Source organism: Pseudomonas sp. 32A (genome assembly GCF_052682255.1).
Genome location: NZ_JBQYLY010000001.1, coordinates 2,214,752 through 2,240,617, shown reverse-complemented (window position 1 = coordinate 2,240,617; position 25,866 = coordinate 2,214,752). Strand labels below are relative to the sequence as shown.

24 protein-coding genes are annotated in these 25,866 nt (G+C 61.7%); 7 read left to right on the top strand and 17 right to left on the bottom strand.

The annotated features are described in order from the left end of the window. Positions 1–515: 515 nt before the first annotated feature. From ACUN0G_RS10330 to ACUN0G_RS10320, 3 genes are read right to left on the bottom strand one after another with little or no spacing between them, the layout of a single operon-like run. On the bottom strand, positions 516–1,814 hold the full coding sequence (locus ACUN0G_RS10330) for an NAD(P)/FAD-dependent oxidoreductase (protein WP_445573293.1): 1,299 nt from the start codon (positions 1,812–1,814) through the stop codon (positions 516–518). Continuing rightward, positions 1,811–2,899, bottom strand: a complete 1,089-nt coding sequence (locus ACUN0G_RS10325) for a polyamine ABC transporter substrate-binding protein (protein ID WP_003219153.1) — start codon at positions 2,897–2,899, stop codon at positions 1,811–1,813. Before ACUN0G_RS10325 ends, ACUN0G_RS10330 begins: the two co-directional genes overlap by 4 nt. A gap of 34 nt (positions 2,900–2,933) precedes the next feature. Further along, the gene (locus tag ACUN0G_RS10320) at positions 2,934–4,292 is read right to left on the bottom strand and encodes a glutamine synthetase family protein (protein WP_445573292.1); all 1,359 of its coding nucleotides are present in this window, start codon (positions 4,290–4,292) and stop codon (positions 2,934–2,936) included. Between the two features lie 140 nt (positions 4,293–4,432). On the opposite strand from ACUN0G_RS10320, the gene ACUN0G_RS10315 reads away from it, so the two are divergent. Continuing rightward, entirely contained in the window at positions 4,433–5,335 is a 903-nt protein-coding gene (locus tag ACUN0G_RS10315) for a helix-turn-helix domain-containing protein (RefSeq protein ID WP_445573291.1), read from the top strand. A gap of 112 nt (positions 5,336–5,447) precedes the next feature. Here the strand turns inward: ACUN0G_RS10315 and ACUN0G_RS10310 are convergent, their stop codons facing one another. The 3 genes from ACUN0G_RS10310 to ACUN0G_RS10300 are packed head-to-tail and all read right to left on the bottom strand — an operon-like array spanning position 5,448 to position 8,578. Beyond that, on the bottom strand, positions 5,448–6,545 hold the full coding sequence (locus tag ACUN0G_RS10310) for an acetoin dehydrogenase dihydrolipoyllysine-residue acetyltransferase subunit (protein ID WP_445573290.1): 1,098 nt from the start codon (positions 6,543–6,545) through the stop codon (positions 5,448–5,450). After that, on the bottom strand, positions 6,542–7,561 hold the full coding sequence (locus tag ACUN0G_RS10305; RefSeq protein ID WP_076015753.1) for an alpha-ketoacid dehydrogenase subunit beta: 1,020 nt from the start codon (positions 7,559–7,561) through the stop codon (positions 6,542–6,544). The genes ACUN0G_RS10310 and ACUN0G_RS10305 overlap by 4 nt, the downstream gene beginning before the upstream one ends. A 39-nt stretch (positions 7,562–7,600) precedes the next feature. Then, positions 7,601–8,578 (bottom strand): thiamine pyrophosphate-dependent dehydrogenase E1 component subunit alpha, encoded by a 978-nt coding sequence (locus ACUN0G_RS10300; protein ID WP_003219159.1) that lies wholly within the window; start codon positions 8,576–8,578, stop codon positions 7,601–7,603. 310 nt (positions 8,579–8,888) lie between these two features. Here ACUN0G_RS10300 and ACUN0G_RS10295 point away from each other — a divergent pair, with 310 nt between their 5' ends. Next, positions 8,889–10,754 (top strand): sigma-54-dependent Fis family transcriptional regulator, encoded by a 1,866-nt coding sequence (locus ACUN0G_RS10295; RefSeq protein WP_445573289.1) that lies wholly within the window; start codon positions 8,889–8,891, stop codon positions 10,752–10,754. A gap of 164 nt (positions 10,755–10,918) precedes the next feature. Here the strand turns inward: ACUN0G_RS10295 and ACUN0G_RS10290 are convergent, their stop codons facing one another. After that, on the bottom strand, positions 10,919–11,698 hold the full coding sequence (locus ACUN0G_RS10290; RefSeq protein ID WP_445573288.1) for an acetoin reductase: 780 nt from the start codon (positions 11,696–11,698) through the stop codon (positions 10,919–10,921). A gap of 190 nt (positions 11,699–11,888) precedes the next feature. On the opposite strand from ACUN0G_RS10290, the gene ACUN0G_RS10285 reads away from it, so the two are divergent. Then, positions 11,889–14,033 (top strand): TonB-dependent siderophore receptor, encoded by a 2,145-nt coding sequence (locus ACUN0G_RS10285; protein ID WP_445573287.1) that lies wholly within the window; start codon positions 11,889–11,891, stop codon positions 14,031–14,033. Here the strand turns inward: ACUN0G_RS10285 and ACUN0G_RS10280 are convergent. Continuing rightward, entirely contained in the window at positions 14,023–15,153 is a 1,131-nt protein-coding gene (locus ACUN0G_RS10280) for an MFS transporter (RefSeq protein ID WP_445573286.1), read from the bottom strand. The two genes, ACUN0G_RS10285 and ACUN0G_RS10280, sit on opposite strands and share 11 nt — an antisense overlap. A gap of 99 nt (positions 15,154–15,252) precedes the next feature. Here ACUN0G_RS10280 and ACUN0G_RS10275 point away from each other — a divergent pair, with 99 nt between their 5' ends. Then, positions 15,253–16,017, top strand: a complete 765-nt coding sequence (locus tag ACUN0G_RS10275; RefSeq protein ID WP_445573285.1) for an AraC family transcriptional regulator — start codon at positions 15,253–15,255, stop codon at positions 16,015–16,017. A gap of 140 nt (positions 16,018–16,157) precedes the next feature. Here the strand turns inward: ACUN0G_RS10275 and ACUN0G_RS10270 are convergent, their stop codons facing one another. Further along, positions 16,158–16,595 (bottom strand): carboxymuconolactone decarboxylase family protein, encoded by a 438-nt coding sequence (locus tag ACUN0G_RS10270; RefSeq protein ID WP_421553739.1) that lies wholly within the window; start codon positions 16,593–16,595, stop codon positions 16,158–16,160. A gap of 111 nt (positions 16,596–16,706) precedes the next feature. Then, the gene (locus tag ACUN0G_RS10265) at positions 16,707–17,744 is read right to left on the bottom strand and encodes an AraC family transcriptional regulator ligand-binding domain-containing protein (RefSeq protein WP_445573284.1); all 1,038 of its coding nucleotides are present in this window, start codon (positions 17,742–17,744) and stop codon (positions 16,707–16,709) included. Between the two features lie 203 nt (positions 17,745–17,947). Between ACUN0G_RS10265 and ACUN0G_RS10260 the strand changes: the two genes are divergently transcribed. Then, positions 17,948–18,889: a SphA family protein gene (locus ACUN0G_RS10260; protein WP_445573283.1), complete on the top strand. Its 942-nt coding sequence runs from the start codon at positions 17,948–17,950 to the stop codon at positions 18,887–18,889. A 127-nt stretch (positions 18,890–19,016) separates the two neighbouring features. On the opposite strand, the gene ACUN0G_RS10255 is transcribed toward ACUN0G_RS10260, so the two are convergent. From ACUN0G_RS10255 to ACUN0G_RS10235, 5 genes are all read right to left on the bottom strand, one after another. Further along, entirely contained in the window at positions 19,017–20,285 is a 1,269-nt protein-coding gene (locus ACUN0G_RS10255) for a DSD1 family PLP-dependent enzyme (protein ID WP_445573282.1), read from the bottom strand. Further along, on the bottom strand, positions 20,285–21,613 hold the full coding sequence (locus ACUN0G_RS10250; protein ID WP_445575543.1) for a D-arabinono-1,4-lactone oxidase: 1,329 nt from the start codon (positions 21,611–21,613) through the stop codon (positions 20,285–20,287). Before ACUN0G_RS10250 ends, ACUN0G_RS10255 begins: the two co-directional genes overlap by 1 nt. Positions 21,614–21,690: 77 nt before the next feature. Beyond that, positions 21,691–22,059: a c-type cytochrome gene (locus tag ACUN0G_RS10245; protein WP_445573281.1), complete on the bottom strand. Its 369-nt coding sequence runs from the start codon at positions 22,057–22,059 to the stop codon at positions 21,691–21,693. A 236-nt stretch (positions 22,060–22,295) separates the two neighbouring features. Beyond that, positions 22,296–23,048 carry an outer membrane beta-barrel protein gene (locus ACUN0G_RS10240; protein ID WP_421553741.1) on the bottom strand — a complete coding sequence of 251 codons (753 nt, stop codon included), beginning with the start codon at positions 23,046–23,048 and terminating at the stop codon, positions 22,296–22,298. 123 nt (positions 23,049–23,171) lie between these two features. Next, positions 23,172–24,002 carry an arylamine N-acetyltransferase family protein gene (locus tag ACUN0G_RS10235; protein WP_445573280.1) on the bottom strand — a complete coding sequence of 277 codons (831 nt, stop codon included), beginning with the start codon at positions 24,000–24,002 and terminating at the stop codon, positions 23,172–23,174. Between the two features lie 158 nt (positions 24,003–24,160). Here ACUN0G_RS10235 and ACUN0G_RS10230 point away from each other — a divergent pair, with 158 nt between their 5' ends. Further along, a complete protein-coding gene (locus ACUN0G_RS10230) occupies positions 24,161–24,406 on the top strand; it encodes a DUF6555 family protein (protein WP_023658994.1) in 246 nt (81 codons plus the stop codon). Between the two features lie 34 nt (positions 24,407–24,440). Here ACUN0G_RS10230 and ACUN0G_RS10225 read toward each other — a convergent pair whose 3' ends face one another. Both ACUN0G_RS10225 and ACUN0G_RS10220 read right to left on the bottom strand, forming a co-directional pair. Beyond that, a complete protein-coding gene (locus ACUN0G_RS10225) occupies positions 24,441–24,635 on the bottom strand; it encodes a DUF6021 family protein (protein ID WP_063028817.1) in 195 nt (64 codons plus the stop codon). A gap of 24 nt (positions 24,636–24,659) precedes the next feature. Next, on the bottom strand, positions 24,660–24,833 hold the full coding sequence (locus tag ACUN0G_RS10220) for a hypothetical protein (protein WP_167663801.1): 174 nt from the start codon (positions 24,831–24,833) through the stop codon (positions 24,660–24,662). A gap of 153 nt (positions 24,834–24,986) precedes the next feature. Here ACUN0G_RS10220 and ACUN0G_RS10215 point away from each other — a divergent pair, with 153 nt between their 5' ends. Beyond that, positions 24,987–25,508 carry a DUF3087 family protein gene (locus tag ACUN0G_RS10215; RefSeq protein WP_445573279.1) on the top strand — a complete coding sequence of 174 codons (522 nt, stop codon included), beginning with the start codon at positions 24,987–24,989 and terminating at the stop codon, positions 25,506–25,508. The last annotated feature ends 358 nt before the right edge of the window (positions 25,509–25,866 follow it).

Sequence of the window (25,866 nt, the reverse complement as noted above, 5' to 3'; positions counted from 1 at the left end):
TGAGTGTTGAAGAGCAAAAGCCAAATCAAAATCTAAAGCGGGCACGGTCAAAAATGTGGGAGCGGGCTTGCTCGCGAAGGTCGTTAACGATGACGCTGGCATTCTGGATGAACGCGGCGCTCTCAGGTTTTTCGCGAGCAAGCCCGCTCCCACAGAAAAAGCGGCTCTGCGTCAGCTCTGGATCTTGCCTCTGCTTTTAACACTCAAGCCGGCCGGGAGGCCGCTGTGCTCTTGCTTTTGATTTTGATCTGACTGCCCCAATAAGCCCGAGGCCGAACGCAGGTATTGCGGAGCGGGTAAACCGGCAGGACGCCGGTTTAGCCGCGCCGGGCCATGGATGGCCCGTCGCGGCGGCCCGCGGAGCAGTGCCGGAGTGAGGGAACACCGAGCCTAGGCGAGGTGCCGACAGGCGGGGCAGAGCGTTTTGGTTACTTTGCCGCTTTTGCAAAGTGACTCGCTGTAAGAGCGAAACCATAGGTGGCCGTTACCGAAGAAACGGATATGTACCCAATCAATCACCCCACCATCTCCCGAACCCGATACCACAACATCCCCAACGCCAACAGCGGCGAACGCAACACCCTCCCCCCGGGAAAGGTCATATGCGGCACCTGGCTGAAAATATCCAACCCCCGACTCTGCCCAGCCTGAATCCCCTCAGCCAACAACCGCGCGCACCAGTGAGTCACGTTCAACCCATGCCCCGAATACCCTTGGGCATAGAACACATTCGGGTGCTGCTTCAGGCGCCCCACCTGGGGAAAGCGATTGGCGGTGATGCCGATCTTCCCCCCCCACTGAAACTCAATCGCCGTATCCACCAACTGCGGAAAAACCTTAAGCATCTTCGGCCGCATATACCCCGCGATTTCCACCGGATCACGCCCCGAATAATGACAAGCCCCCCCAAACAACAACCGCCGATCCGCCGAAAGCCGGTAATAATCCAACCCCACTTTCTGATCGCACAACGCCAAATTCTGCGGAATCAACTGATCAGCCACCCCAACCGACAGCGGCTCGGTCGCAATGATATAGCTCCCCGCCGGCAGCACCTTGCCACTCAACTTCGGCTCCAGCTCTTCCAGATGCGCATTACACGCCAACACCAAACTGCCAGCGCGCACCGTGCCAAACTCGCAACGCACCTGCACCGTATCGCCATGAACCAACTCCAGCACCGGGCTGTTTTCAAAGATCCGCACCCCAAGTGATTCGGCCAAAGCCGCCTCCCCCAGCACCAGGTTCAGCGGATGCAAATGCCCGGACCCCATGTCCACCAAACCACCGGCATACACACCTGAGCCCACGACTTGCGCCATATCCTGCGGCGCCACCAACCGCGTTTCAGGCGCATACCCCAACGCAGCCAGACTCTCCAGCTCCCCCTGAAACGCCGCAAACTGCGCCGGCGTATTCGCCAACTCACAAAACCCCCAGCGCAGGTCACAGTCAATCCCGTGCTCGCGAATCCGCTCGCCCACCAGCGCCACCGAATCGATCCCGGCCTGCTGCAGGTAACGCACGCCCTCCTCGCCCACGTACTTGGCAAAGCCCGATACGTCATGCCCAATCCCGCGTATCAACTGCCCGCCATTGCGCCCGCTGGCACCCCAGCCAATCCGCCGGGCCTCCAGCAAAATCACCGATAGCCCACGCTGGGCCAATTCGATGGCGGTATTGACCCCGGTGAACCCACCGCCAATCACACACACATCGGCCGTCAGGTCAGCCCCCAGCGCTGGGCGCTGGGGCATGGCGTTGGCCGAAGCCAGGTAATAGGAACGGGCGTGGTCGGACGAGGAATGGCTCATTTGTTGGTCTTCACTTTGCTCCAGGACCGCGTCATCAAGCGCATGACGGCAGGCGTCGGGGTGGTGGAAATATAAAGTTTGTCGAGCACTTCCTGGGACGGGTAGATCTCAGGGTTGTTCACCAGCTCCGGCGCCATGAAGGCCTTGGCCGCCGGGTTCGGGTTGGCGTAGCCGACACTGGCGCTGACCTTGGCGATCACTTCCGGGTCCAGCAAGTAGTTGATAAAAGCGTGGGCGGCTTTTGGGTTGGCCGCGTCTGCCGGAATTGCCAGCAGGTCGAACCACAGGTTGCTGCCTTCCTTGGGGATTGAGTAGGCGATGTTCACGCCGTTCTTGGCTTCCTTGGCGCGGTTGGCGGCCTGGAACACGTCGCCGGAATAACCGAAGGCGACGCAGATATCACCGTTGGCCAGGTCCGAGATGTACTTGGAGGAATGGAAATAAGTGATGTACGGCCGCAGGGTCAGCAGCTTGGCTTCGGCTTGTTTGTAGTCCTCGGGATTCTCGCTGCGCGGGTCCTTGCCCATGTAGTTGAGGATCGCCGGGAACAGTTCATCCGCCGAATCGAGAAACGCGACGCCGCACTCGTGCAGCTTCTTGATGTTCTCCGGTTCGAACAGCACGGCCCAGGAATCGATATGGTCGATGCCTAGCACCTGCTTGACCTTGTCCACGTTGTAGCCGATGCCGTTGGTGCCCCACAGGTACGGCACGGAGTGCTCGTTGCCCGGGTCGTTTTTCTCCAGCAGCTTGAGCAGCTTGGGGTCGAGGTTCTTGAAGTTGGGGAGCTGCGAGCGGTCCAGCTTGAGGAACGCACCGGCTTTGACCTGCCGCGCCAGGAAGTGGTTGGACGGTACCACCACGTCGTAGCCGGTACGGCCGGCAAGCAGTTTGCCTTCCAGGGTTTCGTTGGAGTCGAACACGTCGTAGATCACCTTGATCCCGGTCTTGGCCTGGAAGTCGGCCAAGGTGGTCTCACCGATGTAGTCGGTCCAGTTGTACACACTGACCGTCTGCGCGGCGTGGCCCGCGCTGCTGAACAACGCCGCCAAGGCCAGCGGTAGAAGCTTTTTCACCAGACGCATATCGACACCCCTTTGGTTTTTTTAGTGTGGTCTCTCAGACGCTCAGCAGCAGGAATTCACGTTCCCAGGAGCTGATCACCCGCTTGAAGTTCTCGTGTTCGGCGCGCTTGACCGCGACGTAGCCGCGCACAAACTTGTCCCCCAGGTACTGCTTGACGGTGTCGCACTCTTCCATGCGCGCCAGGGCGTCTTCGATAGTGATCGGCAGCCTCAGGTTGCGGCGTTCGTAGGCGCGGCCTTCCACCGCGGCGCTGGGTTCGACCTTTCCGATCATGCCGAGGTAGCCGCACAGCAGGCTGGCGGCAATCGCCAGGTACGGGTTGGCGTCGGCACCCGGCAGGCGGTTTTCCACACGCATCGCGTCGGGGCTGGAGCTCGGTACGCGCAGGCCGACGGTGCGGTTTTCTTCGCCCCACTCCACGTTGACCGGTGCCGAGGTGTCCGGCAGGAAGCGGCGGAACGAGTTCACGTTGGGCGCAAACATCGGCAGCAGCTTGGGGATGTACTTCTGCAAGCCGCCAATGTGGTTCAGGAACAGTTGACTCTTGTTGCCGTGCTCATCGACAAACACCTGCTTGCCGGTGGCGATTTCCACCACGCTCTGGTGCAGGTGCATGGCGCTGCCGGGCTCGTCGGCCACGGGTTTGGCCATGAAGGTGGCGGCGACGTTGTGCTTGAGCGCCGCCTCTCGCAGGGTGCGTTTGAACACGGTGATCTGGTCGGCCAGGTCGAGGGCATCGCCGTGGCGGAAGTTGATTTCCATCTGCGCCGGGCCGTCTTCGTGGATCAGCGTGTCGAGGTCCAGACCCTGGGCTTCGCACCAGTCGTAGACGTCTTCGAACAGCGGATCGAATTCGTTGGCGGCGTCGATGGAGAACGATTGGCGGCCACTTTCGGCGCGGCCGGAACGGCCCAGCGGGGTCTTCAGCGGCAAGTCCGGGTCTTCGCAGCGCTGGGTCAGGTAGAACTCCATTTCCGGCGCAACAATCGGCTGCCAGCCTTGATCGGTATACAGCTGCAGGACCTTTTTCAGCACGTTGCGCGGCGACAGCTCGATGGGGTTGCCCTGCTTGTCGAAGGTGTCGTGGATCACGATGGCAGTGGGCTCGATGGCCCACGGCACCACATAGGTGGCGTTGGACACCGGGCGGCAGATCATGTCGATGTCGGCCGGGTCCAGCAGGTCGTAGTAGATGTCGTCGTCGACAAAGTCCCCGGTTACCGTTTGCAGCAACACACTTTCCGGCAGGCGCATGCCTCGCTCATGCAGGAACTTGTTGGTGGGCGAAATCTTGCCGCGTGCGATGCCAGTCAAATCACTGATCACGCATTCGACTTCGGTAATCTTGTGTTCTTTCAGCCAGGCGGACAGCTGATCGAAGGGGGCGTTCATAAGGACCTCGTCATGGGTTGGATGATGCGCCGCAGGCTTCCCTCGCCGCGCATTGAGGTCTATCTTGGGCCAGCCGTCCGACGGCATCTATCCACTTTGCACCCACCACAACGCACCAATAGAGTGCGCCCAGGTTACCCATGACACAGGCAACAGCTTTGCGCGTACAGGCCTTCACCACCGGTGATGTGGCCGCTCAATGCAGTGCGACACCCGGTTGGGTGCAACAGTACCAGCAGATGTCTCCGGGGCATTTTGCCGGGCAGATCCGCTACCTCGACCTGCAAGGTGTCGAGGTGTATGAAGAGCGGATGAACACCCGGGTGGAGCAGAACTTCAACGCGCCACCGGGTTCCCTGGCGTTCTGTTTCGATGGCAGCGACAACACGCTGTACGTGCTCAATGGCGAAAGCCGCAACACCTGGATCACCCCGGAAAACTACCGCGAAGTCGCGGTGGTGTTCGGGCCGCAGTTCGTCCAGCGCCACGGTTTGGAGGTGGCGAAACTGGAGGGATTGTTCATGGCCCCGCTCAACTCCCTGCAAAACGCCTTGTTCAGCCGCTGGCTCAGCGGCACGCTGACGCGGCTGTCGGCCACGTTTGACCCGCCGAGTCGCGATGCCCTCACACAACAGTTGCTGGACGACTGCCTGTTCATCCTCGACAACGCCTGCGTGTGCCTGGACAAGGGTTCATTGCAGCGGCGCACCGAGGAGCGAATCATCATGGCGCGCATTGGCGAATGGGCGGCGGATGTGCCGGATGAAACCGTCAACCTGCTGGAGCTGGCGCGCATTGCCGGGGTGCCGTTACGCCAGTTGCAGCAGGGGTTCAAGACGTACACCGGGATGAGCCCGGCGCAGTGGTTGAGGCTGCGCCGGTTGAACAGTGCACGGCGGGAGTTGTTGAACCCGCCGTCAGCGGACACCACCGTGGCGGAAGTGGCGATGAATTGGTCGTTCTGGCATTTGGGGCGGTTTTCCAACAGTTACCGGGCGCTGTTTCAAGAGTTGCCCAGCGAGACCCTGAAACGCCAGAGGTAAGTGTTGAAGATCGTTCCCACGCTCCGCGTGGGAATGCATCCTGTGACGCTCCGCGTCACCCTCGGGACGCGGAGCGTCCAGGGCGGCATTCCCACGCGGAGCGTGGGAACGATCAGGTCCGAAGAAACGCCAGCATCAACTGATTCACCCGCTCCGCCGCCTCCAACTGCACCATATGCCCCTGCCCCGGCAGTATCTCCACCTGAGCCTCCAACCCCTGGGCATGGCTCGCCGGGATGATTGCGTCCTCACTGCCCCAGATCACCAGGCTCGGCTGCTGCCCGACAACGTTGCGCAAATCCACCAATTGCCGACCACCGCTGAACAACGCCCCGGTGATCTGCCGCAACGCCTGATCCACCCCCTCCAGGCGCTTGAACTTGAGCATGTCTTCCAGCGTCTGCCGGGTCACCAGCGCCGGGTCGCTGAACAGTTGCACCAGTTGCGGCTTGAGTGCATTGCGATTGCTCGCGTCGATAAAACCTTGCAGGTAATCACCGTTGATCTGCGTACCCAATCCAGCACTGGCGATCAGCGTCAATGACGCCACACGCACCGGCGCCAGTTGCGCAATATTCAGCGAAACCAGCCCGCCCATGGAATGCCCGGCGAGGTGTACCCGGTCAATCTTCAGATGATCCAACAGTGCCAATACCGCCTGACTCAACGCCTCAAGGTCGCCGTCTTTCAGGTACTTGCCCGACTCGCCATGCCCCGGCAAATCCAGGGCAATCACCCGACGCTCAGCCGCGAGCACCGGGTGATTGAACAGCCAGTTATTCAGGTCGCCACCAAAGCCATGGATCAGCACCAGCGGTGTGCCGCCCTCCCCGAGGTCCAGATAGCGCAACAAGCGCCCGCCCACTTCGACCTTCTGTGCCGATGGCCCGCTGGCTTCAGCCTCGGCAGCATTGGAAACGAACCCCGCCTGGAACGCCTCGATTACCCCATCAATCTCGGCCTCGCTGGCCTCGCCTTCCACTACGATTGCCAGCAATGCCCCCACCGGCAAGGTCTCATCGCTCTGGGCCAACACCCGCCGCAGCACTCCGCTGAACGGCGCCTCGACGCTGCTGGAGATCTTGTCGGTCTCGACATCCAGCACTTCTTCGCCCTTCTCCACCCGGTCGCCCGGCTGCTTGAGCCAGACATCGACCCGGCCCTCGGTCATCGACAGCCCCCACTTGGGCATGGTCAGTGTATGGATCATGCGGCATTCCTCTTGTCGGCGATCTTCAGCACCGCAGCTTCGATCTTCGCCGCGTTGGGGATGTACAGGTCTTCCAGGGCATCGGAGAACGGCACCGGGGTATGGGGCGCGGTGACCATTTCGATCGGCGCGCGCAGGAAGCTGAACGCGCGTTGCGCCACCAATGCACTGATGTCCGTGGCAATCGAACAACGTGGATTGGATTCGTCGATCACCACCAGGCGCCCGGTTTTCTCGACGCTTTCAAGGATGCTGTCTTCGTCCAGCGGGCTGGTGGTGCGCAGGTCCAGCACTTCGCAATCGATGCCTTGGCGCGCCAGGTTGGCTGCGGCTTCCAGGGCGATGTGCACCATGCGCCCGTAGGTCACCAGGGTTACGTCATTGCCTTCACGCACGAAGTTGGCTTCGCCGAACGGCACGGTGTACAGCTCTTCCGGCACTTCGCCCTGGAGGCTGTAGAGCATTTTGTGTTCGAGGAAAATCACCGGATCGTTGTCGCGGATCGCCTGGATCAGCATGCCCTTGGCGTCATAGGGCGTGGCCGGGCACACCACCTTGAGCCCGGGAATATGGGTCCACATCGAGGTGAGCATCTGCGAGTGCTGGGCCGCCGCACGCAGGCCGGCGCCGTACATGGCGCGCACCACCAGCGGCGTAGTGGTCTTGCCGCCGAACATGTAGCGAAACTTCGCCGCCTGGTTGAGCAGCTGGTCGAGGCAGCAGCCGATAAAGTCGACGAACATCAATTCGCACACCGGGCGCATGCCACGGGTGGCCGCGCCGACGGCCATGCCCACATAGCCGACCTCGGAAAGTGGCGCGTCGAGCACGCGGTCGGGGAATTCCGGGTACAGGCCCTTGGTGACGCCGAGCACGCCGCCCCAGGCGTCCTGTTCACCGGGCGAACCGGTACCGCCGGACACATCCTGGCCGATGATGAACACGCTCTGGTCCCGGCGCATTTCCTGGGCCAGGGCTTCGTTGATTGCCTGCTGATAGCTGATTTTTCTAGCCATGATGACTTCTCCACGGATTGTTTTTGTAGTGGGTGGCGGTTAGCGGTAGGCGACGTAGACATCACTGAGCAGGTCGGCGGCCTGGGGTTTGGGGTCGGACTTGGCCAGGCGCACCGCGTCTTCAATCAGTTGCGCGACTTCGGTGTCGATGCGTTCGAACTGCGCTGCGTCGAGCCAGCCTTCGGCGGTGCAACGCTGGCGAAACAGGCTCAGGCAGTCGCCGGTTTCCCGCAGGTTTTTCACCTCGTCCGGGCCGCGATAGGTTTGCGCATCGCCTTCGAAGTGCCCGTAGAAACGGCTCAGTTTGACCTCCACCAGCGTCGGCCCCTTACCGCTGCGGGCACGTTCTACCGCAACGCCAAGGGCGGCGTGCACGGCGAAAAAGTCGTTGCCGTCGACAATCACCCCTGGCATGCCAAAGCCCACGGCGCGCTCGGCAATATCCTTGCAGGCCACCGACCAGCCGGACCCGGTGGCTTCGGCGTAACCGTTGTTCTCGGCCACGAACAGGCACGGCAGGTTCATGATCGAGGCCAGGTTCATGGCTTCAAACACCGCGCCCTCGTTGGAGCCGCCGTCACCAAAAAACGCCACGGCCACACCCGCGCTGCCCTTGAGCTTGGCCGCCAGGGCCGCACCGGCTGCCAGCGGCGCACCGGCCCCCACAATGCCGTTGGCGCCGAGCATGCCCTTCTCCTGGTCGGCGATGTGCATGGAGCCGCCCTTACCGCCGCACACCCCGGTTTTCTTGCCGTAGATCTCGGCCATCATGCCGAACACATCCACGCCCTTGGCGATGCAATGGCCGTGGCCACGGTGGTTGGAGGCGATGCAATCTTCATCGTTGAGGTGGGCCATGACCCCGGCGGCACTGGCTTCCTGGCCGGCATACAAATGCACGAAACCGGGAATCTCGCCGGTGGCGAATTCCACATGCAGGCGTTCTTCGAAATCACGGATGGTGCGCATCACGGTGTAGGCATGAAGCAATTGATCGGTGGACAGGTGAGTGGACATCTTGTTGTTCTCCAGGTTGTCTCGACACACAAAAGGCTGGATCAGGCCAGCTGCAAGGCACTCAGCACGGCCTGTGCCAATCCGTTGGAAAACCCGGGAAAGCCTTGACCCAGAGCAGTTGCCTGGAAGCGCGGACGTGCCACTGTGGGCTGTTCAATGAGACGCGCCGTTGCAACCTGCCCGCAGCGTCTCAGGCGCCATGAGACGCTGCGTCTCACCTCGGGCAGTTGGTCAGGCCGCCCTTGTCCCGCCCGGCCCATGGGCGCTTAATGGCGGGCATAACAACAAGGATCGAGAACCGGAGGCTTCAATGCTCGCCGTGAACTCCAAGGACCATGTCGACTGCGTCAGCCGCGTGGTTCGCAATGCCGATCGCCTGCCCCAGGCGCCGGTACCGTCGCTGATTTTTGACTCCTGGCGCCGCTCCATGGAGCAGCACCACCTCGACCCCGGTTCCCTGCAAGGGCCGCGCATCCTCACCAGCACCCTGCTCAAGGAATGCCGCGAACGCGCCGAACTGTTCATGCGCATCGCCAGTGAGGAAGTCGGGCAGATTCACAACCGGGTGCGCCACGCCGATTACTGCGTGATGCTCACCGACGCCCAGGGCCAGACCATCGACCACCGCGTAGACGCCGGCATTCGTAACGACTGCCGCAAGGCCGGCCTGTACCTTGGTACCTGCTGGTCGGAAGCCGAGGAAGGCACCTGCGGCGTGGCCACGGTGCTGACCAGCAAGGCCGCGGTCACCGTGCACAAACGCGACCACTTTCGGGCGGCATTTATTGGCCTGACCTGCTCTGCCGCACCGATCTTCGATCCCCAGGGCAACCTGCTGGGCGTGATGGATGCCTCTGCCCTCAAGTCCCCGGATGATCGGCGCAGCCAGCACCTGGTGCGGCAGATGGTGGCGCAAAGTGCACGGGCCATCGAGAACGCATTTTTCATGCACAGCGCCCGGCAGCACTGGGTGTTGCAGGCCCACAGCACGCCGGGTTACGTCGACAGCCAGCCGGACATACTGCTGGCGTGGGATCAGGATGGGCGACTGCAAGCCTTGAACAGCAAGGCGCGGCAGGCCTTGAGGGTGCGCTTCGGGCAGTTGCCGGAGCATATCGGCGAAGTGTTTGACCTGGACGCGTTGCGCGCCGTCACCGATCAATCGACGCAGCAGTTGCACTGGCTCGGCGAACCTGGAGCCTTGCAGGTACGGGTCAGCGCGCCACGGCGTAAAGCGGCGCGGGCGGTAACGTCCTTGGCCAGTCAGATAGACCCGCGTGTGGAAGAGCATCTGCGCCTGGCCGTGCGGGTCAAGGACCGCAACCTGCCGGTGCTGGTCCAGGGCGAAACCGGCGCCGGCAAGGAAGTGTTTGCCCGCCAGTTGCATGAACGCAGCGCCCGTCGCGACGGCCCCTTCGTGGCGGTGAACTGCGCGGCGATCCCGGAAAACCTGATTGAGAGCGAACTGTTCGGCTACGTGGCCGGCGCCTTTACCGGTGCCTCCAGCAAGGGCATGACCGGGCTGCTGTTGCAGGCCGATGGCGGCACGTTGTTTCTCGACGAGATCGGCGACATGCCACTGGCGTTGCAGACGCGACTGCTGCGGGTGATGGCTGAAGGTGAAGTGGCGCCGCTGGGCGGGGCAAAAACCCGTGCGGTGGATATCCAGGTGATCTGCGCCAGCCATCGGGATTTGGCGGCGCTGGTGAGTGCTGGAAGCTTTCGCGAGGATTTGTATTTCCGGTTGGGCTGTGCGCGGTTCTGTGTGCCGCCGTTGCGCGAGCGCACGGACAAACTGGCGTTGATCAATCGGCTTCTGGAGCAAGAGGCGCGGCACAGCGGTGTTGCGGTCGGGATCGCAGCAGCGGCGCTGGAGTCGCTGCTGGGTTATGCCTGGCCGGGGAATGTGCGGCAACTGCGGCATGTGTTGGCGTATGCGTGTGCGGTGTGCGATAGCGGGACGATTCAATTGGCGGATTTGCCGGTGGAAGTTCGCGGTGACACGGTTGCGGTGGAAACATCGGAAAGCGTCAGCCCAGAGCGGCAGTTGGTGCTGGACGCACTGATCCGGCATCGGTGGAAGCCGCTGGCGGCGGCGCAGGCGCTGGGGATTTCCAGAGCGACCTTGTATCGGCGGGTTAACCAGCTGGGTATCGACATGCCCGGCAAGCACTGATGATCGTTGATGATCGTTCCCACGCTCCGCGTGGGAATGCATCCTGTGACGCTCCGCGTCACGACTGCAGAAGCGGACGCGGAGCGTCCAGGCGGCATTCCCACGCAGAGCGTGGGAACGATCAAACGCGGTAAAAAAATGTGGGAGCGAGTGATTCCGCCGGGTCAGCGGTAGAGAATCCCCCCATCAATCAACGGCGATTGCCCGGTCATGTAATCCGAATCCGGCCCCGCCAGGTACGACACCAGCCCCGCCACATCCTCCGGCGTTTCCGCCCGGCCCAACGCAATCCCGTCCACATACTTCTTGTACGTCGCCCCTACCTCGGCGCCGGTAATCTCGGCCATGCGTTTGTCGATCTCGACCCACATATCCGTGCCCACCACACCCGGGCAGTAGGCGTTGACGGTAATCCCGTCACTGGCCAACTCCCTCGCGGCGGCCTGGGTCAGCGCGCGCACCGCAAACTTGGTGGCTGAATATACCCCCAGCAGCGCAAAGCCCTCATGGCCGGCAATCGAGCAGGCATTGATGATCTTGCCCTTCTGCTTCAGCGCCTTGAATTTCTTGCCCGCGGCCTGGATGCCCCAGAGTGTGCCCTGCACGTTAATGCGCAGCGTGCGGTCGACCTGTTCCGGAGTCACGTCCAGCAGTGCGTCAATCTGTGCGACACCGGCGTTGTTGATGATGATGTGGAAGCCGCCCAGGGTCTGGTGGGCGTGGTCCACCGCCGCGACCACTTGCTCCAGCTTGGAGACATCGGCAACAAACACCGAGGCTTTGCGCCCCAGTGCAACGACCTCGGCCGCCACCGCTTCAATCTTCGCGCTGTTGATGTCCACCAACGCAATGTCGGCGCCGTCCCGCGCCAGGCGCAGGGCGATGGCCCGGCCGATGCCTTGCCCGGCGCCGGTCACCAGTGCAACTTTTCCAGCGATACTCATGACGATCCCCTTCAACGGTGAGAGAAGCCTTGTCTATCGCAGTTGCCAGGGGCCGCTGTCGAGCAGCAGCAGGATTGGCCTGCGGGCTGAGACGGGGCGTCTCAACGCGAACCCTTCTCGAAAACTTGTAAAACGCCGCCGTTATGCCTAGCTTATGCGCCCTCCGCTCTGTGCTCTCAGGCCTTCCCCCATGGTTTTGCGTCTTCGCCCCGCTGTTCCTTCACGTTTCGCCCTCGGCCTGTTGCTCAGCGCAGGCATCGGTAGCAGCCAGGCGGCTGATATCGAGCTGTCGGAGGTGAAGGTCCAGGGCCAGGATGAATCCGGCTATAACAGCGACACTGCGTCGGTGGGCGGTTTCAATGAAGCGCCGCTGCTCGACACGCCGGCCTCGATCGCGGTGTTCAACGAGTCGCTGATCAAGGATCAACAGGCGCGCTTGCTCAGCGAAGTGCTGCGCAATGACGCCTCGGTGGGCGACAGCTATGCGCCCATCGGCTACTACGAAAACTTCGTGGTGCGCGGCTTCTCGCTGAATGCCGCCAGCAGTTACAAGATCAATGGCCGCACTATCACCGGCGAGCAGAACGTTGCCCTGGAGAACAAGCAGCGCGTGGAGTTGCTCAAGGGATTGTCGGGCCTGCAAAGCGGGATCTCCGAGCCCAGCGGCGTGATCAATTACGTGACCAAGCGTCCGGAAGATGTGCGCTCGGTGACGGTGTCCACCGATGATCGCGGCAGTGGTTACCTGGCCACCGACGTGGGCGGCTGGTTTGGCAGCGAGCAGCAGTTCGGCCTGCGTGCGAACGTGGCCCATGAAGACCTGCATTCCTATGTCGAACATGCCAATGGCCACCGGGATTTCCTGTCCCTGGCGTTCGACTGGAACATCAGCCCCGACGCGGTATTGCAGCTGGATGCCGAGTATCAGAACAAGCAGCAGCGCTCGGTGCCGGGCTATCAGTTGCTGGGCGGGACCGAGGTGCCGCACGACGCGTCGCCGAAAAAACTGCTGGGGCATCAGAGCGGTGCGAATCAGGTAGGGATCGATTCGCTGAACCTCAATGGCAAGTTTGAGTACCGCTTCAATGACCAATGGAAAGGCAGCGTGAGCGCGGCGCGCAGCAAGGTGGTGATTGATGATTACAGTTCGTTTGCGTGGGGTGGCGACACTGCTGGCAACGGCAATTACTTCAGCCCGGAAGGCGACTATGGCATCTATGACTTCCGCAGCCCGGATGACACCCGCCGCGATGATGAAATTCAGGCAGCGATGACCGGGTTGTTTGATACCGGTGGGCTGGGGCATGAGCTGACGTTTGGCACGAGCGCGTTTCGCCGAGTCGTGGACAATCGTGTACCGATCAATCAATGGATCGGCACGGGCAATATCAATCAGGAGCCGGAAAACTTCCCGCGCTACGACGGCGAACTCAACCCCAGCCACCGTCGCCTGGACAGCCGCCAGTACGGCCTGTTCCTGACTGACACCCTCCGTTTCAATGAACAATGGCAGACCGTGCTGGGTGGCCGTGAGGTACGTCTCGACGAGCGCGCCTACGATACCAACGGTGATGAATCGCGCCATACCCAGCAATACGTGTTCCTGCCCCAGGCAGCGCTGATCTACAAGCCGATTGAAAACCTGTCGCTCTACACCAGCTACAGCAAGGGTTTGTCCCTGGGCGGCACGGCGCCGTGGTACGCCCTCAACAACCTCGATACCCTCGCCCCAACCGTCTCCCGCCAGATCGAAGCCGGCGTGAAATACGACTGGCGCCGCATCAGCTTCGCCGCCGCGATCTTCCAGACTCGCCAGGCCTATCAATACGCCAAACCCGACGACGCGGGTGCGTTCACCTACGTGCAACAAGGCCAACAGAAAAACACCGGCCTGGAGTTATCCGCTAACGGCTGGGCCACCGAGCGCTTGCAGATCGCCGCCAGCGTCGCGGCCATCCGTGCACGGGTGACGGGCAGCGGCACGCCGGAATACGAAGGCCATCAGGCGATCAATGTGCCGAAACTGCGCGCCAGCCTGTATGCCGACTACGCCCTGCCCTGGGTCGATGGCCTGGCGTTGCTCGGCGGCGTGCAATACAGCGCCAACAAGTACGCCAATCGCACCGGTGATGTGGAAGTGGGCGACTACGCCATCGTCAACGTGGGCAGCCGCTACACCACCAAATTCGATGGCTATGAGACGGTGTTTCGCCTGAGCGTCGACAACCTGTTCGACAAGCGTTACTGGCGTGATGCCGGCGAATACATGGGCGATGACTACCTGTTCCAGGGCGCGCCATTGACTGCACGCTTGAGTGCAACGGTCAATTTCTGACGGTGCGCGGGATCGCCAGGCATAGCGCCGCCAAGGCGCACACCAACAGGGTCCAGCCCAACTGCTGGAGCCAGGCCGCCAGGGTCAACCCCGCACCGATCACCAGGTAGTACAGCAAACCGAACAAGGCACCGGCGGTGCCAAGGCGGTCGCGATAGGCCGTGAGTGCCGCCCCCAGTACATTGGGGATCGCCATGCCAAAGGCTATCACCACCAACAGCATCGGCAACACGAACAGCCAACGCTCCTGCAACAGCACCACCAGCACGCTGCCCACTAACATCACGCCACCGGCTGCCAGCACCAGCTGTTCGCTGCTGGCCCCGCGCTTGAGCAACCCTTTGTTGAGCCAGGCCCCAAGCCCCGAGCCCAACGCCAGCAGGACGCCGCTGTAGCCGAACTGCTCGGCAGACAACCCCAGGCGCTGGAACACAAACGGCCCCAGGCTGTAATAGCTGAACAGCGCGATATTGAAGGCCGCGACCAGCCCAACCGAACGCCACAGGGCCGCATCCTTGAGCATCAGGCCCAGGGTGCCACGCAACGAGGCCGTGGGCAGCGAGGCCGGGCGGGTTTCCGGCAAGGCCCACAGGCACCAGGTCCATAACGTCAGCGCCAACAGCAACAAAGCGGTGAGCACCCCGCGATAGCCAAAGTGCTGCACGAGGCCCGCGCCGGTGAACAGGCCAATGGCGGGGCTGGCCGCCAGGGCAATGCCCACGACTGAAAACACTTGCGCCAGTTCGGCGCCGCTGAAACGGTCGCGCAGCACGGTTTGCGTCACCACCGACCCCACCGCCGCACCAAACGCCGCCACCGCCTGGGCCAGCAACAGGCCATTGAACGAACGCACGCCCAAGGCCAGCGCTGTGGCCGCGCCATAAAGGGCCAACCCGGCCAGCATCACCGGCCGCCGGCCAAAGCGGTCACACAAGCGTCCCCACACCACGACCCCGAACGCGAAGGCCAGAAAGTACACCGACAAGGTCTGCCCCGCCGCCTCGGGCCCTACCGCAAATGCCTGGCCGATATCCGCCAGCGCAGGGCTATACAGGGTTTGTGCGATCTGCGGGAACATCAGCAGCGCCACCGCCAGCACCAGCAATTTTTTCAACATCATCGAAAGGCTCTTCCCGGGTAAACAGGCCAGGGAGTCTAAACAGCGCTGGCTGGCGTATTATCCAGACTTTGACATGTTATCAATGAAATCGGACATTCCATGGCATGGCTTGCGGCGCAGACACCGTTCAATCCCGACCGCTTCGACGCACCCGTGGTGGGCATCGCCGCGCTGCTGGGTGACCACGACTCCGGCGTGCATCGGCACCAGCGTGGGCAATTGCTGTTTACCCAACAAGGCTGCACGCGCATTACCCTGGCCAACCAACTGTGCCTGCTGCCGCCCACCCGGGCAGCCTGGATTCCCGGCGGCGTGCCGCACCGGGCGGTGATGCAACAGACCGTGGATTATCGTTCGGTGTACTTCAGCCCGAAATTGGCCGGACAGTTGCCGGCACAGGTGCGGGTGATTGAGGTGAGTGCATTGCTGCGGGCGGTGCTGGAGCCCATGGCAATGGCGGCGTTCGACACCGATTGGCAACAGGGCAAATATGCGCATTTGCTGGCGCTGTGCCTGAGTGAAATCCGCGAGGCGGTCGAGCAACCGCTGCTGCTGCCCCTGCCCACGGACAAACGCCTGGCGCCGTTATTGGAGAGCCTCGACGCGCTGCCGCCGGAGCTGCAAGCCTTGCAACACCAGGTGGCCGCCAGCGGTAAAACCATCGGCCGGATCTTCCTGCGGGAAACCGGTATGGGCTATCAGCAATGGCGCCAGCAGTGGCGCTTGATGCGCGCCATCGAGTTGCTCGCCACCGGGCGCAGTCTCGGGTACTGCGCCTTTGAGTTGGGCTTTGCCAGTGACAGCGCGCTGATTGCCTTCTTCAAGGCCATGACCGGCACCACGCCACGGGGTTACTTCAAGTGAATGCCGATTGGCTATAACCCGGTGGGAGCCGTCGAGCTTTAGCGAGGCCGCGATGGCGGTGGATCAGCCGATATCAATATTGACTGTGCCGCCGCCATCGCAGCCTCGCCGGGGCTCGACAGCTCCCACAATGGAGCGGCTTACTTGGGCATCTTGCGAAAGCCCACCGCAAGACGGTTCCAGCTGTTGATGGTGGTGATCGCCACGCTCAGGTCGACTTGCTCTTGCGGGCTGAAGTGGGCAGCCAGTTCGGTGAAGTCTGCATCCGGTGCGTGAGTCTGGCTGAGCAGGGTCAGGCTTTCGGCCCAGGCCAGCGCGGCACGTTCACGGGGCGTGAAGAACGGCGTTTCACGCCAGGCCGACACGGTGTACAGGCGGCGCTCGGTCTCGCCACCCTTGCGGGCGTCGGCGGTGTGCATGTCGAGGCAGAAGGCGCAGCCGTTGATCTGCGACACACGCAGGCGAATCAGCTCCAGCAGCGGCAGTTCGATGGACAGTTTGCCGACGGCGGCCTCCAAGGCCAGCATGGCTTTCATGGCGTCCGGGGAGGCGGTGTAGAAGTCGGTACGAGCTTGCATGGTGATACTCCAGAACAGTGGGGATTGGTGTCTAGAGTAGTGAGACGGGTGCGTTGGACAAATAGCCAATCCGGGGAAAGATCAGGTAGCCAATGGGGCCAATCCTGACGCTCACCCCGGCCCTGCGCCTTCACCGCGAAATGCACTGGGACTCAGCCCGGTCCAGCGCTTGAACGCCCGCCGAAAACTGCGCACATCGCTGTAGCCGACTGCCTCGGTGATCCGTTCGATGGACAACCCCGGGTTGCTCAACAAACCCATGGTCCTTGCCCTGCGCACCTGTTCCAGCAGGCCTTCAAAGGTCAGCCCGTGCTCGGTGAGGCGCCGGCGCAAGGTACGCCCGCTCATGTTCAAGTCACTGGCGACCTTTTCCAGCTGGCTGCCCTGCAAATCCCGGGAAATCGCGCGCTCCACCGCCTGGATCAAATCCATTTTCTGATGCAACTGGGCGCTTTCCAGCTCCAGCAATTCCAGGGCCTGGCGCAGGGCCAGGGCGTGGTGATTGGGCAGGCGCACGTCCAGCCAGTGGCTGGCCAGGACCATGCGGTTATGCAGGCAACCAAAACGCACATCCGCGCCAAACAGCTGGTGATAGTCGGCGACGTAGACGGGCGCAGCGTGGATAAATTCGACTCGCAACGGCATGAAGCCCTCGCCCACCAGGGCCCGGCCATACACCATCAGGCTCGCAAAAAACTCCTCCGCGGCAAACACCTGAACCTCGGCATACGGCAGCAGGCATTCGATATCGACGAACACTTCCTGGGGGCCTTCATGGGTGCGCGAAGTGGCGATACCGCCGGAGGTGTGCTGGTGGCGTTCACCGATGGCAAACGCATCGCGCAACGTCTTGCACAGTGAAATCACATGGCCGAGCAGGCCCAGGGTGCCGAGTACATTCTGATGGCCTACCCACAGGCCCAGCCCCTGGTCGGGCAACACCTTGAGTGCACGCTGGATCATCGCTACCGCCTGGCGATAGGAAATCCGCTGCGCCGGGTCGTCCAGGTCGGCCAGGGTAAACCCCAGGCCACGGCACAGGTGCTCGGCGCTCGCGCCCTTGTGCGCGACCACTTGTCCGAGGGTTTGCAGCAGAAATGGCGAGACCAGGGCCAGGTCATAGTGCGGATCAACGGCTTTCCTTTGCATGGGTGTTCGATTCCCGACTGAGTGCTTCAGTTCTTGTTTTGGAAACATCCTGACAATCATAGGCGCTTGCAAGAACTGCTGCACTCTGGATGAAAGCTGTCCGCCAAAGTCCCCCTATGTGGCCGCCAATACCCTGCCCCGCTGGCCGTTCAGGGCTTATTTGTATAGGTAGCGTCGCCCTAACAATAATAATGAGGCCAGCCATGAACCCGACCCGTGCGTTTTACCCCGTGCAACTCGCCCTGTTGACCCTCATCAGCCTGCCGGCCCTGGCCACCGAAGGCGGCGTCGACAACATCGGCCCCGGCACCGATGGCTTCTACATCCTGCCGCTGGACGTCAATAACCTGCCCGATCACATGTTCGCCTTCAACATCTACTACAACCATTACGAAGCCAGGAAGCTCGATATCAGCTCGTTGGGTGGCAAGGTGCCGGACGTGAAGATCAAGTCCGATGCGATCATCCCGCGCCTGGATTACCTCAGCCCGCTGCGGGTATTCGGCGGGCGCCTGGGCGGCTACATCGCCCAGCCGTACTTGAAGCAACAGGTGTCGCTGTTCGGCATGTCCGACACTCGGGAAAGCATGGGCGACACTACGGTGGCGCCGATCATCCTCTGGGACCTGGGCAAAAACCTGACGGTGGGCACTGCCCTGGAAATCACCCTGCCCACCGGTGAGTACGACGCCACGCGCCTGGCCAATACCAGCAACAATTTCTACACCTACAAGCCGTTGGTGTCAGCGACCTGGTTGCCCAACGAGCGTACCGAGCTGTCGATCAAGACCACCTACAGTTTCAACAAGGAAAACCCCGACACCCATTACCGTTCGGGGCAGATTTTTCACTTCGATTATTCGGCCAGCTACAAGGTGACGGATAACCTCAGCCTTGGGCTCAATGGTTATTACCTCAAGCAGACCACCGACGATAAGCAGTACGGGCGTACCGTGGTGAACATCTACGGCGAGGATGTGGATGACGGGGTCAAGGGCCAGGTGTTTGCAATCGGCCCGGCGGTGTATTTCACCTTCCTCAAGTACGCGAGTGCCGAGGTGCGCTGGGCCAAGGAGTTTGCTGTGCAGAACCGGCCGGAAGGCGACATGTTGTGGGCGAAGTTGACGATTCCGTTTGCGCTGTAAACCCGGCAAAAACTGTAGGAGCGAGCTTGCTCGCGAAAAACGTCAACGATAACGCGGGCTGTCTGGATGAGCGCGTCGTCCTCGGGTTTTTCGCGAGCAAGCTCGCTCCTACAGTGGGACGGCGTTGTCAGGTGTAGACCGGCCAAGCGTCGACAATTTTCCCGCCCCGCACTGCCAGCAAATCCCCGAACTGCAACAGCACAAACTCGCTCTGGGTCGGACGCAGGAACACCTGGTCTTCCACGTTCAGCCCCACCTTGGGCGAACCATTGACCATCTCCTGATTGGAACTGCGCCCGTACAGGTCATTACTCTGCAAGCCCTTGGGCGATTCAAACTCGGCCATCCAGTTACCCCCATAAATAAAGAACGTGGCGCGCTGATTCGCATCCCACCACGAGAACAACCGCGACTTGCCATCCAGCGCCGGGATATCCACCGGCCCGGTGCTTTTCAACACGGGCGTGGCGATATAGGCCGCCGGCACATGCTCACTCAGCGACGGCAAGTCATAGTGCGTCGGCTTGAGCAACGCGGTGCCCACCGACACCTCGCTGCTGAGCTTTTCCTGCTCGTGAATGCGATAACTCGGGCTGCCTGCCGTGTTCAACGTCAGGCCGTCCCGCCACAGCGGCGCAAAGTGCTGGCGGGTGTAATCCACATGGCCGTTGTAGCGCTGCATGACCTTGTCGAACAGGTCCTGGGGCGAGCCGAGAATCCCCGGCACGCCCATGCCCACGAACGGGTCGTAGCCCATGAACCCGCTGAATTCCAGCTGCTGCGGATGCGCGCTGATCATCGTCAGCATCTGTCCCAGCACCGCGTTGTCGCTGATGCCGCCGCGATGCAGGCCCACATCCAGCTCGATATTGACCCGCAGTTTGGTGCCCAACCCCTGGGCCAGCGCCAGGTATTGTTGCAAGCGCTCGGGGGTGTCCAGCAGCCATTGCAACTGGCGGGACGGATCGAACGGGCCTTTGTGGCTTTGGTAAAACAGCTCGGCTGAGCGCACCGGCAACGGCTTGCCCAGCAGGATGTCCGCATCGGGAAAGACCTGGGCGTCGTGGTTCAGAAATGGCTGGTGAAACGACATCAGGCGCTGGGTGCCGGCGCGCTTGGCGATGTAGGCCAGCAGCCCCGGCGACGGCAGGGATTTCTCCACCAGCCGCAGGTGTTTGCCGCCGCGCTGCACCGACTGCATGACCACATCGATGTTGTGGTCCAGCTTGTCCAGGTCGATCAGCATCACCGGGCGCATCGGCCCATGGGCCTTGAGTTCCTGGTTGAGGCTGCGGAAATACTCGGTGTACGGGCTGCCCCGGTCGCCGGGCCTGAGCAAGATGGCCCCCCCCACCAGCAACACGCCGGTGCCGAGCATGAAATGTCTGCGGTTCATCAGGCCACTCCCAAAATAGACGACAGGTGCGCATTGAGGAATTTGCCGCAGGGGTCCAGCTCGCGGCGCACTCGGGTGAATTCCTCCCAGCGCGGATACAGCGGCTGCAAGGTGCGCGCGTTGAGGGTGTGCAACTTGCCCCAGTGCGGGCGGCCGGCGTATTTCCAGAAGATTGGCTCTACGGCGGCGAAGAAATTGTGGTGGTCCATGGTGTAGTGCTGGTGCACAGAAATCGAACAGCTGTCGCGGCCCTCGAACATGCTCAGCGGAATGTCGTCGGCCTTGACGTAGCGGTACTCGATGGGAAACCAGGTACGCAGGTCCTTGTCGTTGATCAGCTTGAGGATTTCCCGCAGGCAGGCCGGGCCGTGTTCGGCGGGCACCGAATATTCCATCTCGTTGAAGCGCACGTTGCGCACGTTGGCGTACACCTGGAACGACTCGGCGACGCGGTCATCGAAGCTGGCAAAAAAGCGCAGGCTGTTGAGCAAGGTACGGCGGGCGTCGGGGAAATCGCTGCCGTATTTGTCGAGTTTCTCGATGATCGACACAAACTCGTTGCCGCCCGCCTCGGCCGGGTCGATGGGCGGGGTTTCGGGGTCGGTGGTTTCATTCAGGGCGATAGACAAGGCGTAGTCGGAATGGGTCACCACGAGCATTTCCCAGTGCTGGTTTTCCCGGGTGTTCTTCGCCACGTCCTCCAGCAGTTCTTCAGTCTTGGCGATCCACTGGCGCTCCCGCAGGCGGTAGGGCGCGCGGTTTTGCAGGCGGACTTGAGTGGCCACGCCCAGGGCGCCGAGGGACACTCGCGCGGCGCTGAACACTTCGGGGTGGCGGCGGGCGTCGCAGTCCAGCATTTCGCCCTGGGCGGTCACCAATTGCAGGCCGGTGACGCAACCGGAGTAAGAGGTGAAGCCCACGCCCGTGCCGTGGGTCGAGGTGGAGATCGCCCCGGCCAGGGTCTGGTAGTCGATATCCGCCATGTTCGGCAGCGCCTGGCCAACGTCCTTCAACGCCTGGCCCATGCGCGACATCGGCGTACCGGCGGCGAAGGTGGCCTGCAAGGTATGCGCATCGTGCTCCAACAGACCGTTGAAATAACTCAGGGACAGCAACGTGCCGTCGGTGGGCACCAGCGCACTGAACGAATGGCCCGAGCCCACCGGCCGCACCTTGCCCGGTGCCTGGCCGATGACCTGCACCAGTTCATCGAGGTTTTTCGGCGCCAGCCGGGCCAGAGGCAAACAGGTTTGCGCCCCCGACCAGTTGCGCCACGGAATCAGCCGCGGTGCCCGGGCCAACTGGGCCAGCACCGGGTTACTGGTCAATGCCATGAACGCGCCGGCTACCGCGCCGCGCTGCAATAATTCTCGCCGTGAAAGCGCCATCGCCTACCCCGTTATGCTTATTGGATGTGTTGGCCCGACATAAAGCTGATCAGCCCCAGGAATTGCGCTTCGGAGCACTGCACGCACAGGCCCATCGGCGGCATGCCGTTGTAGCCGTTGATGGTGTGGTCCAGCAGGGTGTCCGGGCCCTGGGCGACGCGCGGGCTCCAGGCCGGGCCATCACCGGTGAGCGGCGCACCGGAGGCCGGGTTGGCGTGGCACAGCTTGCAACTGGTGTCGTAGACCTGGGCCAGGGCTGCGTCGCCGGGCATGGCATTGGCCGCCGTGGCATGTTCGGGGGGATGTTTCGGTTTGTCGTCACAGGCTGTCAGCAGGCAGGTCACGGCCAGCAGCAGACTGATGCGACGGGGGTTGATTGCCCGCATAGCCACCTTCTCTCTTATTGTGTGAAAGCGTGATCCACACTAAGGCAGCCAGGGCGCGGCGTTGAGGGTATTGGGGGACAGAAAGGGGGGCTTGGGCGGACAGTTGATTGAGCCGCAACGCCAATCAAATGTGGGAGCGGGCTTGCTCGCGAATGCGGTGTGTCAGTCACCAAATTTTTAACTGATACACCGCATTCGCGAGCAAGCCCGCTCCCACCGTTAGAATCGAGGTGGGCTTAGAAGGCTATACCGACCTTGAACCCGTACTCGTCACGCTTGAGCTTGGTGTTGTCGGCCACGTACGAATCGTCATCGAGCTTGTACTCGGTGCGGGTGTAGTACAGGCCCGCCATCACCGGCAGGTCGCCTTTCTGGTTCATCAGCAGGCTGACTTCGGCGTACGGGTTGGTGCGGTCCTTGAGGTCCACGGTGTCGCTGCCGATGCCGTCGACCTTGAGTTTGGCGCGGCCGTCGATGGTATGACGGGCACCCAGTTCAACACGCATGGTCATGTCGTCGAACTGGTGGTTGTAGCCCAGGGCCGCCTTGGCGAACGGCGATTTGTTGGTGAGTTTCATGTCGTAGTCGCCCGAGTCCGGCTCGTAGCGGGTCCAGCTGTAGCCGCCACCCACCAGCACGTCGACGAAGTTGCGCGCATCCAGCGCGGCACGCCAGCCGAGGTCGAGGTCGGCCTGGCCTTCCTTGAGCTTGTTGTCGCTCTTTTCGCCGTACTTGGCTTCGATACCGGCCTGGTAGATAAAGCCCGATTCCGCCGTCAGCTTGTTGCCGAAGTTGTAGAACAGGCCGGCTTCAGGCATGTGGTCCTTGTCGCTCTGGCTACCGCCTTCGAGTTTGAAGTCGTTGTAGCTGCCGAGGATCCCGAAGGTGGAAATCGGGTCGGTCGGCGCTGCGGCGAACACCACACCCGGTGCTGCAATCAGGGCCAGGACCGAGGAATTCTTGAGAAATTTTCCGAATAGTTTGGACATCGTTTTACGTCTCCATTGTAGGTGGCAAATTATTCAGGAAACGCTTCGAACCCTCGTTTTGGCGAAAGGTTCGAATTATTTTGCACCTTTTTCGAGGTAAAACGGTTCAGCGATGGCTCTATCTCAAGCTTCTTGGGCGGGGACCAGCAAACGACCGAGTATTGGCCGCAACTGTGGATGCTCCGGCAGGCGAATGCCAAAGCTGGCTTGCAGCAGCGTCAGCAGCTCGTCCACATCCTCGATAACACGCTTCTCGCTGGCGCGGCCCAGGTGGTGAATCGCGTACTGGCCGTTGTTCAGTGTGCGGCGAAATCCCGGGCCGATGAGCGCGACTTTCAACTGGCTGAGGAACGACGAGTCCGGGTGGGTGGAGACGTACCAGTTGCCGATTTCGTAGTCGATGCGTGACTGCAGCTGCAGGTCGAATACATAGAGGCCGCGCCACTCCCCCGCCACCTGCGCCCACAACGTGTAGCTGCCCTCGTTCAGGCTCAGGCGATAGGGTTCATGGGCCGTGGCCTGGGTGGCATCAGTGTCCAGTTGCAACGGGCTGGTGGGCACCATGCCACCAAAGCCGACATCGCTGATGTAACGCGTGCCGTCCAGGGTCACCAGGCTCAGGCGATGGGTGCGCCCCGTCAGCGCATCGGGCGGCCCGCCCATCACCACGCGCCCAGTGATGCCCCGCGCGTCGAAGCCCAACTCCTGCAACAAGGCCAGGAACATCTGGTTCAGCTCGTAGCAATAACCACCCCGCCCGTCGAACAGGACTTTGTGCTCAACGCTCGGCAAATCGATGGGTACAGGCACGCGCAGCAAGGTCGACAGGTTTTCAAACGCGAAGGTACTGACGTGGCGCAACTGCAAATCCTGCAGGGTTTGCAGGGTGGGCGGTGGCGGCGTGTCGTAGCCCAAACGTTGCAGGTAGAGGCGGCTGTGGGTCAGCTCAGGCATGACGCAATCCTTGAGTCGGTAGCGAAGGCACCACTAATACCCTGACGGTGGTTGTTTGCCAATTGTGATTTGAATCAAATGCAAGCCCTCGGATGCATAAACTTTCTGAACCTTTCTGAACCGATTTATATCCATTCAAAACAAGACAGGGAGGCATCATGAGTACCGCAATGATCTACACCATCCACTACTTGCTACACGGCGAACCGAAAACCTTTGTGGTGCGTGCCGAGGTCATGAACAACGCCGAAGCGTGGCATTGGGCGGCCGTTGACGCCGACATTGCCCACGTGGGGCGCATAGGCCGACCGGGCCATGAGCGGGTGAAAAAGACCACTCGGCCCTGGGCGGAGAAGTTCGGCATCACTGAGGTGACATGGACAGCCCCGAAACGGCTTGGCTGAGGAAAAAAAGCCCCGCTCGACGGCGGGGCTTGTTTCACTTCTTCAGATCACCGAGGGGATCATAGGCCGGCTTCTTGCCGGTTTTTTCTGGCTTGTCCAACGGGGCAATGGCAGGGCCTACCGGGTCGACCTGTGGGTCTGCGACGTCCGGGGAGTCGGGGTCGAAACCCAATTCGTCCTTGCCGCTGGAGTGCTCCGATGAATGCGGTCCGCTTGTACTGTTAGTCATAACTATCTCCTTGACGCGCCGGGTTTACAGCGGGCGTGCCTTGTCGTGCAGGTTTTCCAGGTCTTCTTCGACCCGTTCTTCGTCGTCTTGCCGTTCGGCGGGATCGTTGGGGCGCAGGGCGTCGTTGTCACGTTCCTCTTCGCCGGGGGTGCGGTCGGGGTTGGGTGTGCCGGGCGGCTGTTGCTGGTACCGGGTCATGGTTCACCTCGCTTGGGGGTCGGTTGCCTACGAGGTTTAGAGAAATTGCTGTGTGCCATCGTTCAACCTGATTACCGTCACTCCGACGGGCGAAGCATGAGAAGATGCCGGCCGACGCTATACCCTTACTCAGCCCATGGAGACTGCACCCGGATGTTTGAGCTCAAACCCTGCGACCCGATTACCTTTCGCCAGCAGACACGCCGTAGCACGCTGATTGTCGCGGGGCTGTTTGTGGTGTTGGCGATGGTGCTTTCCAGCCTGGCGGTGATGGTGTTTGGGGAGCCTGGGGGGGATAACTTTCGCTTTAATGTGGGCGGGGTGTTTGCCGGGGTGTTGATTACCGTAGGGTTGGTGCGGGGGCCGTTCTGGAGCCAGGCGTGGCTGGCGCCGGCGGTGTATGGGTGGCAGCTCAAGCGCAGTTTGATGAGTGTGACGAACGTGATGCACAAGGTGACTGACGGGGTGAAGGCGAATGATCCGGTGGCGATCAAGTTGCTGCGGTTTTATCACCTTGGGTTGATGCAGATGCACGAACTGGACGCTAATTCGAGTTCTCAGGCGCAGTTGGTGCGGGAGGTTGATGAGCATCTGGAGAAGATGCGGGGGTTGGGGATTGAGCCTGACCAGACGCGGCTGGATCCGGGGTGGATTGAGGCGGTGAAGGGTCGCTGATTGGGGTGTGCATATCCGTTGCTGCGGTAACGGCCGCCTAGGGTTCCGCTCTTACAGCGGCTCACTTTTGAAGAGCGCAAAAGTAAGCAAAACGCTCTTGCCCCACCACTCGGCTCCTCGCCTAGGCTCGGAGTGCCCTCACTCCGGCTTTGGACCGTGGGCCGCCGTCATGGGCCATCCCTGGCCCAGGACGGCTAACCTGGCGTCCTGCCAGGTTACCCACGCTCCAAAGCCTGCGTTCGGCCAGCGTGGTTTAACGGGGCGCCTAAGATCAAGATCAAGATCAAGATCAAAAGCAAGAGCACAGCGGCCTACCGGCCGGCTTGAGTGTTAAAAGCAAAATCAAAAGCTAAAGCGG

Coding starts and splice junctions, on each gene's coding strand:
- ACUN0G_RS10230 (WP_023658994.1), top strand. CDS start 24,161: ATGAGTACCGCAATGATCTACACCATCCACTACTTGCTACACGGCGAA.
- ACUN0G_RS10315 (WP_445573291.1), top strand. CDS start 4,433: ATGACACAGGCAACAGCTTTGCGCGTACAGGCCTTCACCACCGGTGAT.
- ACUN0G_RS10305 (WP_076015753.1), bottom strand. CDS start 7,561: ATGGCTAGAAAAATCAGCTATCAGCAGGCAATCAACGAAGCCCTGGCC.
- ACUN0G_RS10280 (WP_445573286.1), bottom strand. CDS start 15,153: ATGATGTTGAAAAAATTGCTGGTGCTGGCGGTGGCGCTGCTGATGTTC.
- ACUN0G_RS10225 (WP_063028817.1), bottom strand. CDS start 24,635: ATGACTAACAGTACAAGCGGACCGCATTCATCGGAGCACTCCAGCGGC.
- ACUN0G_RS10310 (WP_445573290.1), bottom strand. CDS start 6,545: ATGATCCATACACTGACCATGCCCAAGTGGGGGCTGTCGATGACCGAG.
- ACUN0G_RS10235 (WP_445573280.1), bottom strand. CDS start 24,002: ATGCCTGAGCTGACCCACAGCCGCCTCTACCTGCAACGTTTGGGCTAC.
- ACUN0G_RS10285 (WP_445573287.1), top strand. CDS start 11,889: ATGGTTTTGCGTCTTCGCCCCGCTGTTCCTTCACGTTTCGCCCTCGGC.
- ACUN0G_RS10300 (WP_003219159.1), bottom strand. CDS start 8,578: ATGTCCACTCACCTGTCCACCGATCAATTGCTTCATGCCTACACCGTG.
- ACUN0G_RS10260 (WP_445573283.1), top strand. CDS start 17,948: ATGAACCCGACCCGTGCGTTTTACCCCGTGCAACTCGCCCTGTTGACC.
- ACUN0G_RS10240 (WP_421553741.1), bottom strand. CDS start 23,048: ATGTCCAAACTATTCGGAAAATTTCTCAAGAATTCCTCGGTCCTGGCC.
- ACUN0G_RS10215 (WP_445573279.1), top strand. CDS start 24,987: ATGTTTGAGCTCAAACCCTGCGACCCGATTACCTTTCGCCAGCAGACA.
- ACUN0G_RS10245 (WP_445573281.1), bottom strand. CDS start 22,059: ATGCGGGCAATCAACCCCCGTCGCATCAGTCTGCTGCTGGCCGTGACC.
- ACUN0G_RS10325 (WP_003219153.1), bottom strand. CDS start 2,899: ATGCGTCTGGTGAAAAAGCTTCTACCGCTGGCCTTGGCGGCGTTGTTC.
- ACUN0G_RS10220 (WP_167663801.1), bottom strand. CDS start 24,833: ATGACCCGGTACCAGCAACAGCCGCCCGGCACACCCAACCCCGACCGC.
- ACUN0G_RS10270 (WP_421553739.1), bottom strand. CDS start 16,595: ATGCAAGCTCGTACCGACTTCTACACCGCCTCCCCGGACGCCATGAAA.
- ACUN0G_RS10295 (WP_445573289.1), top strand. CDS start 8,889: ATGCTCGCCGTGAACTCCAAGGACCATGTCGACTGCGTCAGCCGCGTG.
- ACUN0G_RS10320 (WP_445573292.1), bottom strand. CDS start 4,292: ATGAACGCCCCCTTCGATCAGCTGTCCGCCTGGCTGAAAGAACACAAG.
- ACUN0G_RS10330 (WP_445573293.1), bottom strand. CDS start 1,814: ATGAGCCATTCCTCGTCCGACCACGCCCGTTCCTATTACCTGGCTTCG.
- ACUN0G_RS10275 (WP_445573285.1), top strand. CDS start 15,253: ATGGCATGGCTTGCGGCGCAGACACCGTTCAATCCCGACCGCTTCGAC.
- ACUN0G_RS10255 (WP_445573282.1), bottom strand. CDS start 20,285: ATGAACCGCAGACATTTCATGCTCGGCACCGGCGTGTTGCTGGTGGGG.
- ACUN0G_RS10265 (WP_445573284.1), bottom strand. CDS start 17,744: ATGCAAAGGAAAGCCGTTGATCCGCACTATGACCTGGCCCTGGTCTCG.
- ACUN0G_RS10290 (WP_445573288.1), bottom strand. CDS start 11,698: ATGAGTATCGCTGGAAAAGTTGCACTGGTGACCGGCGCCGGGCAAGGC.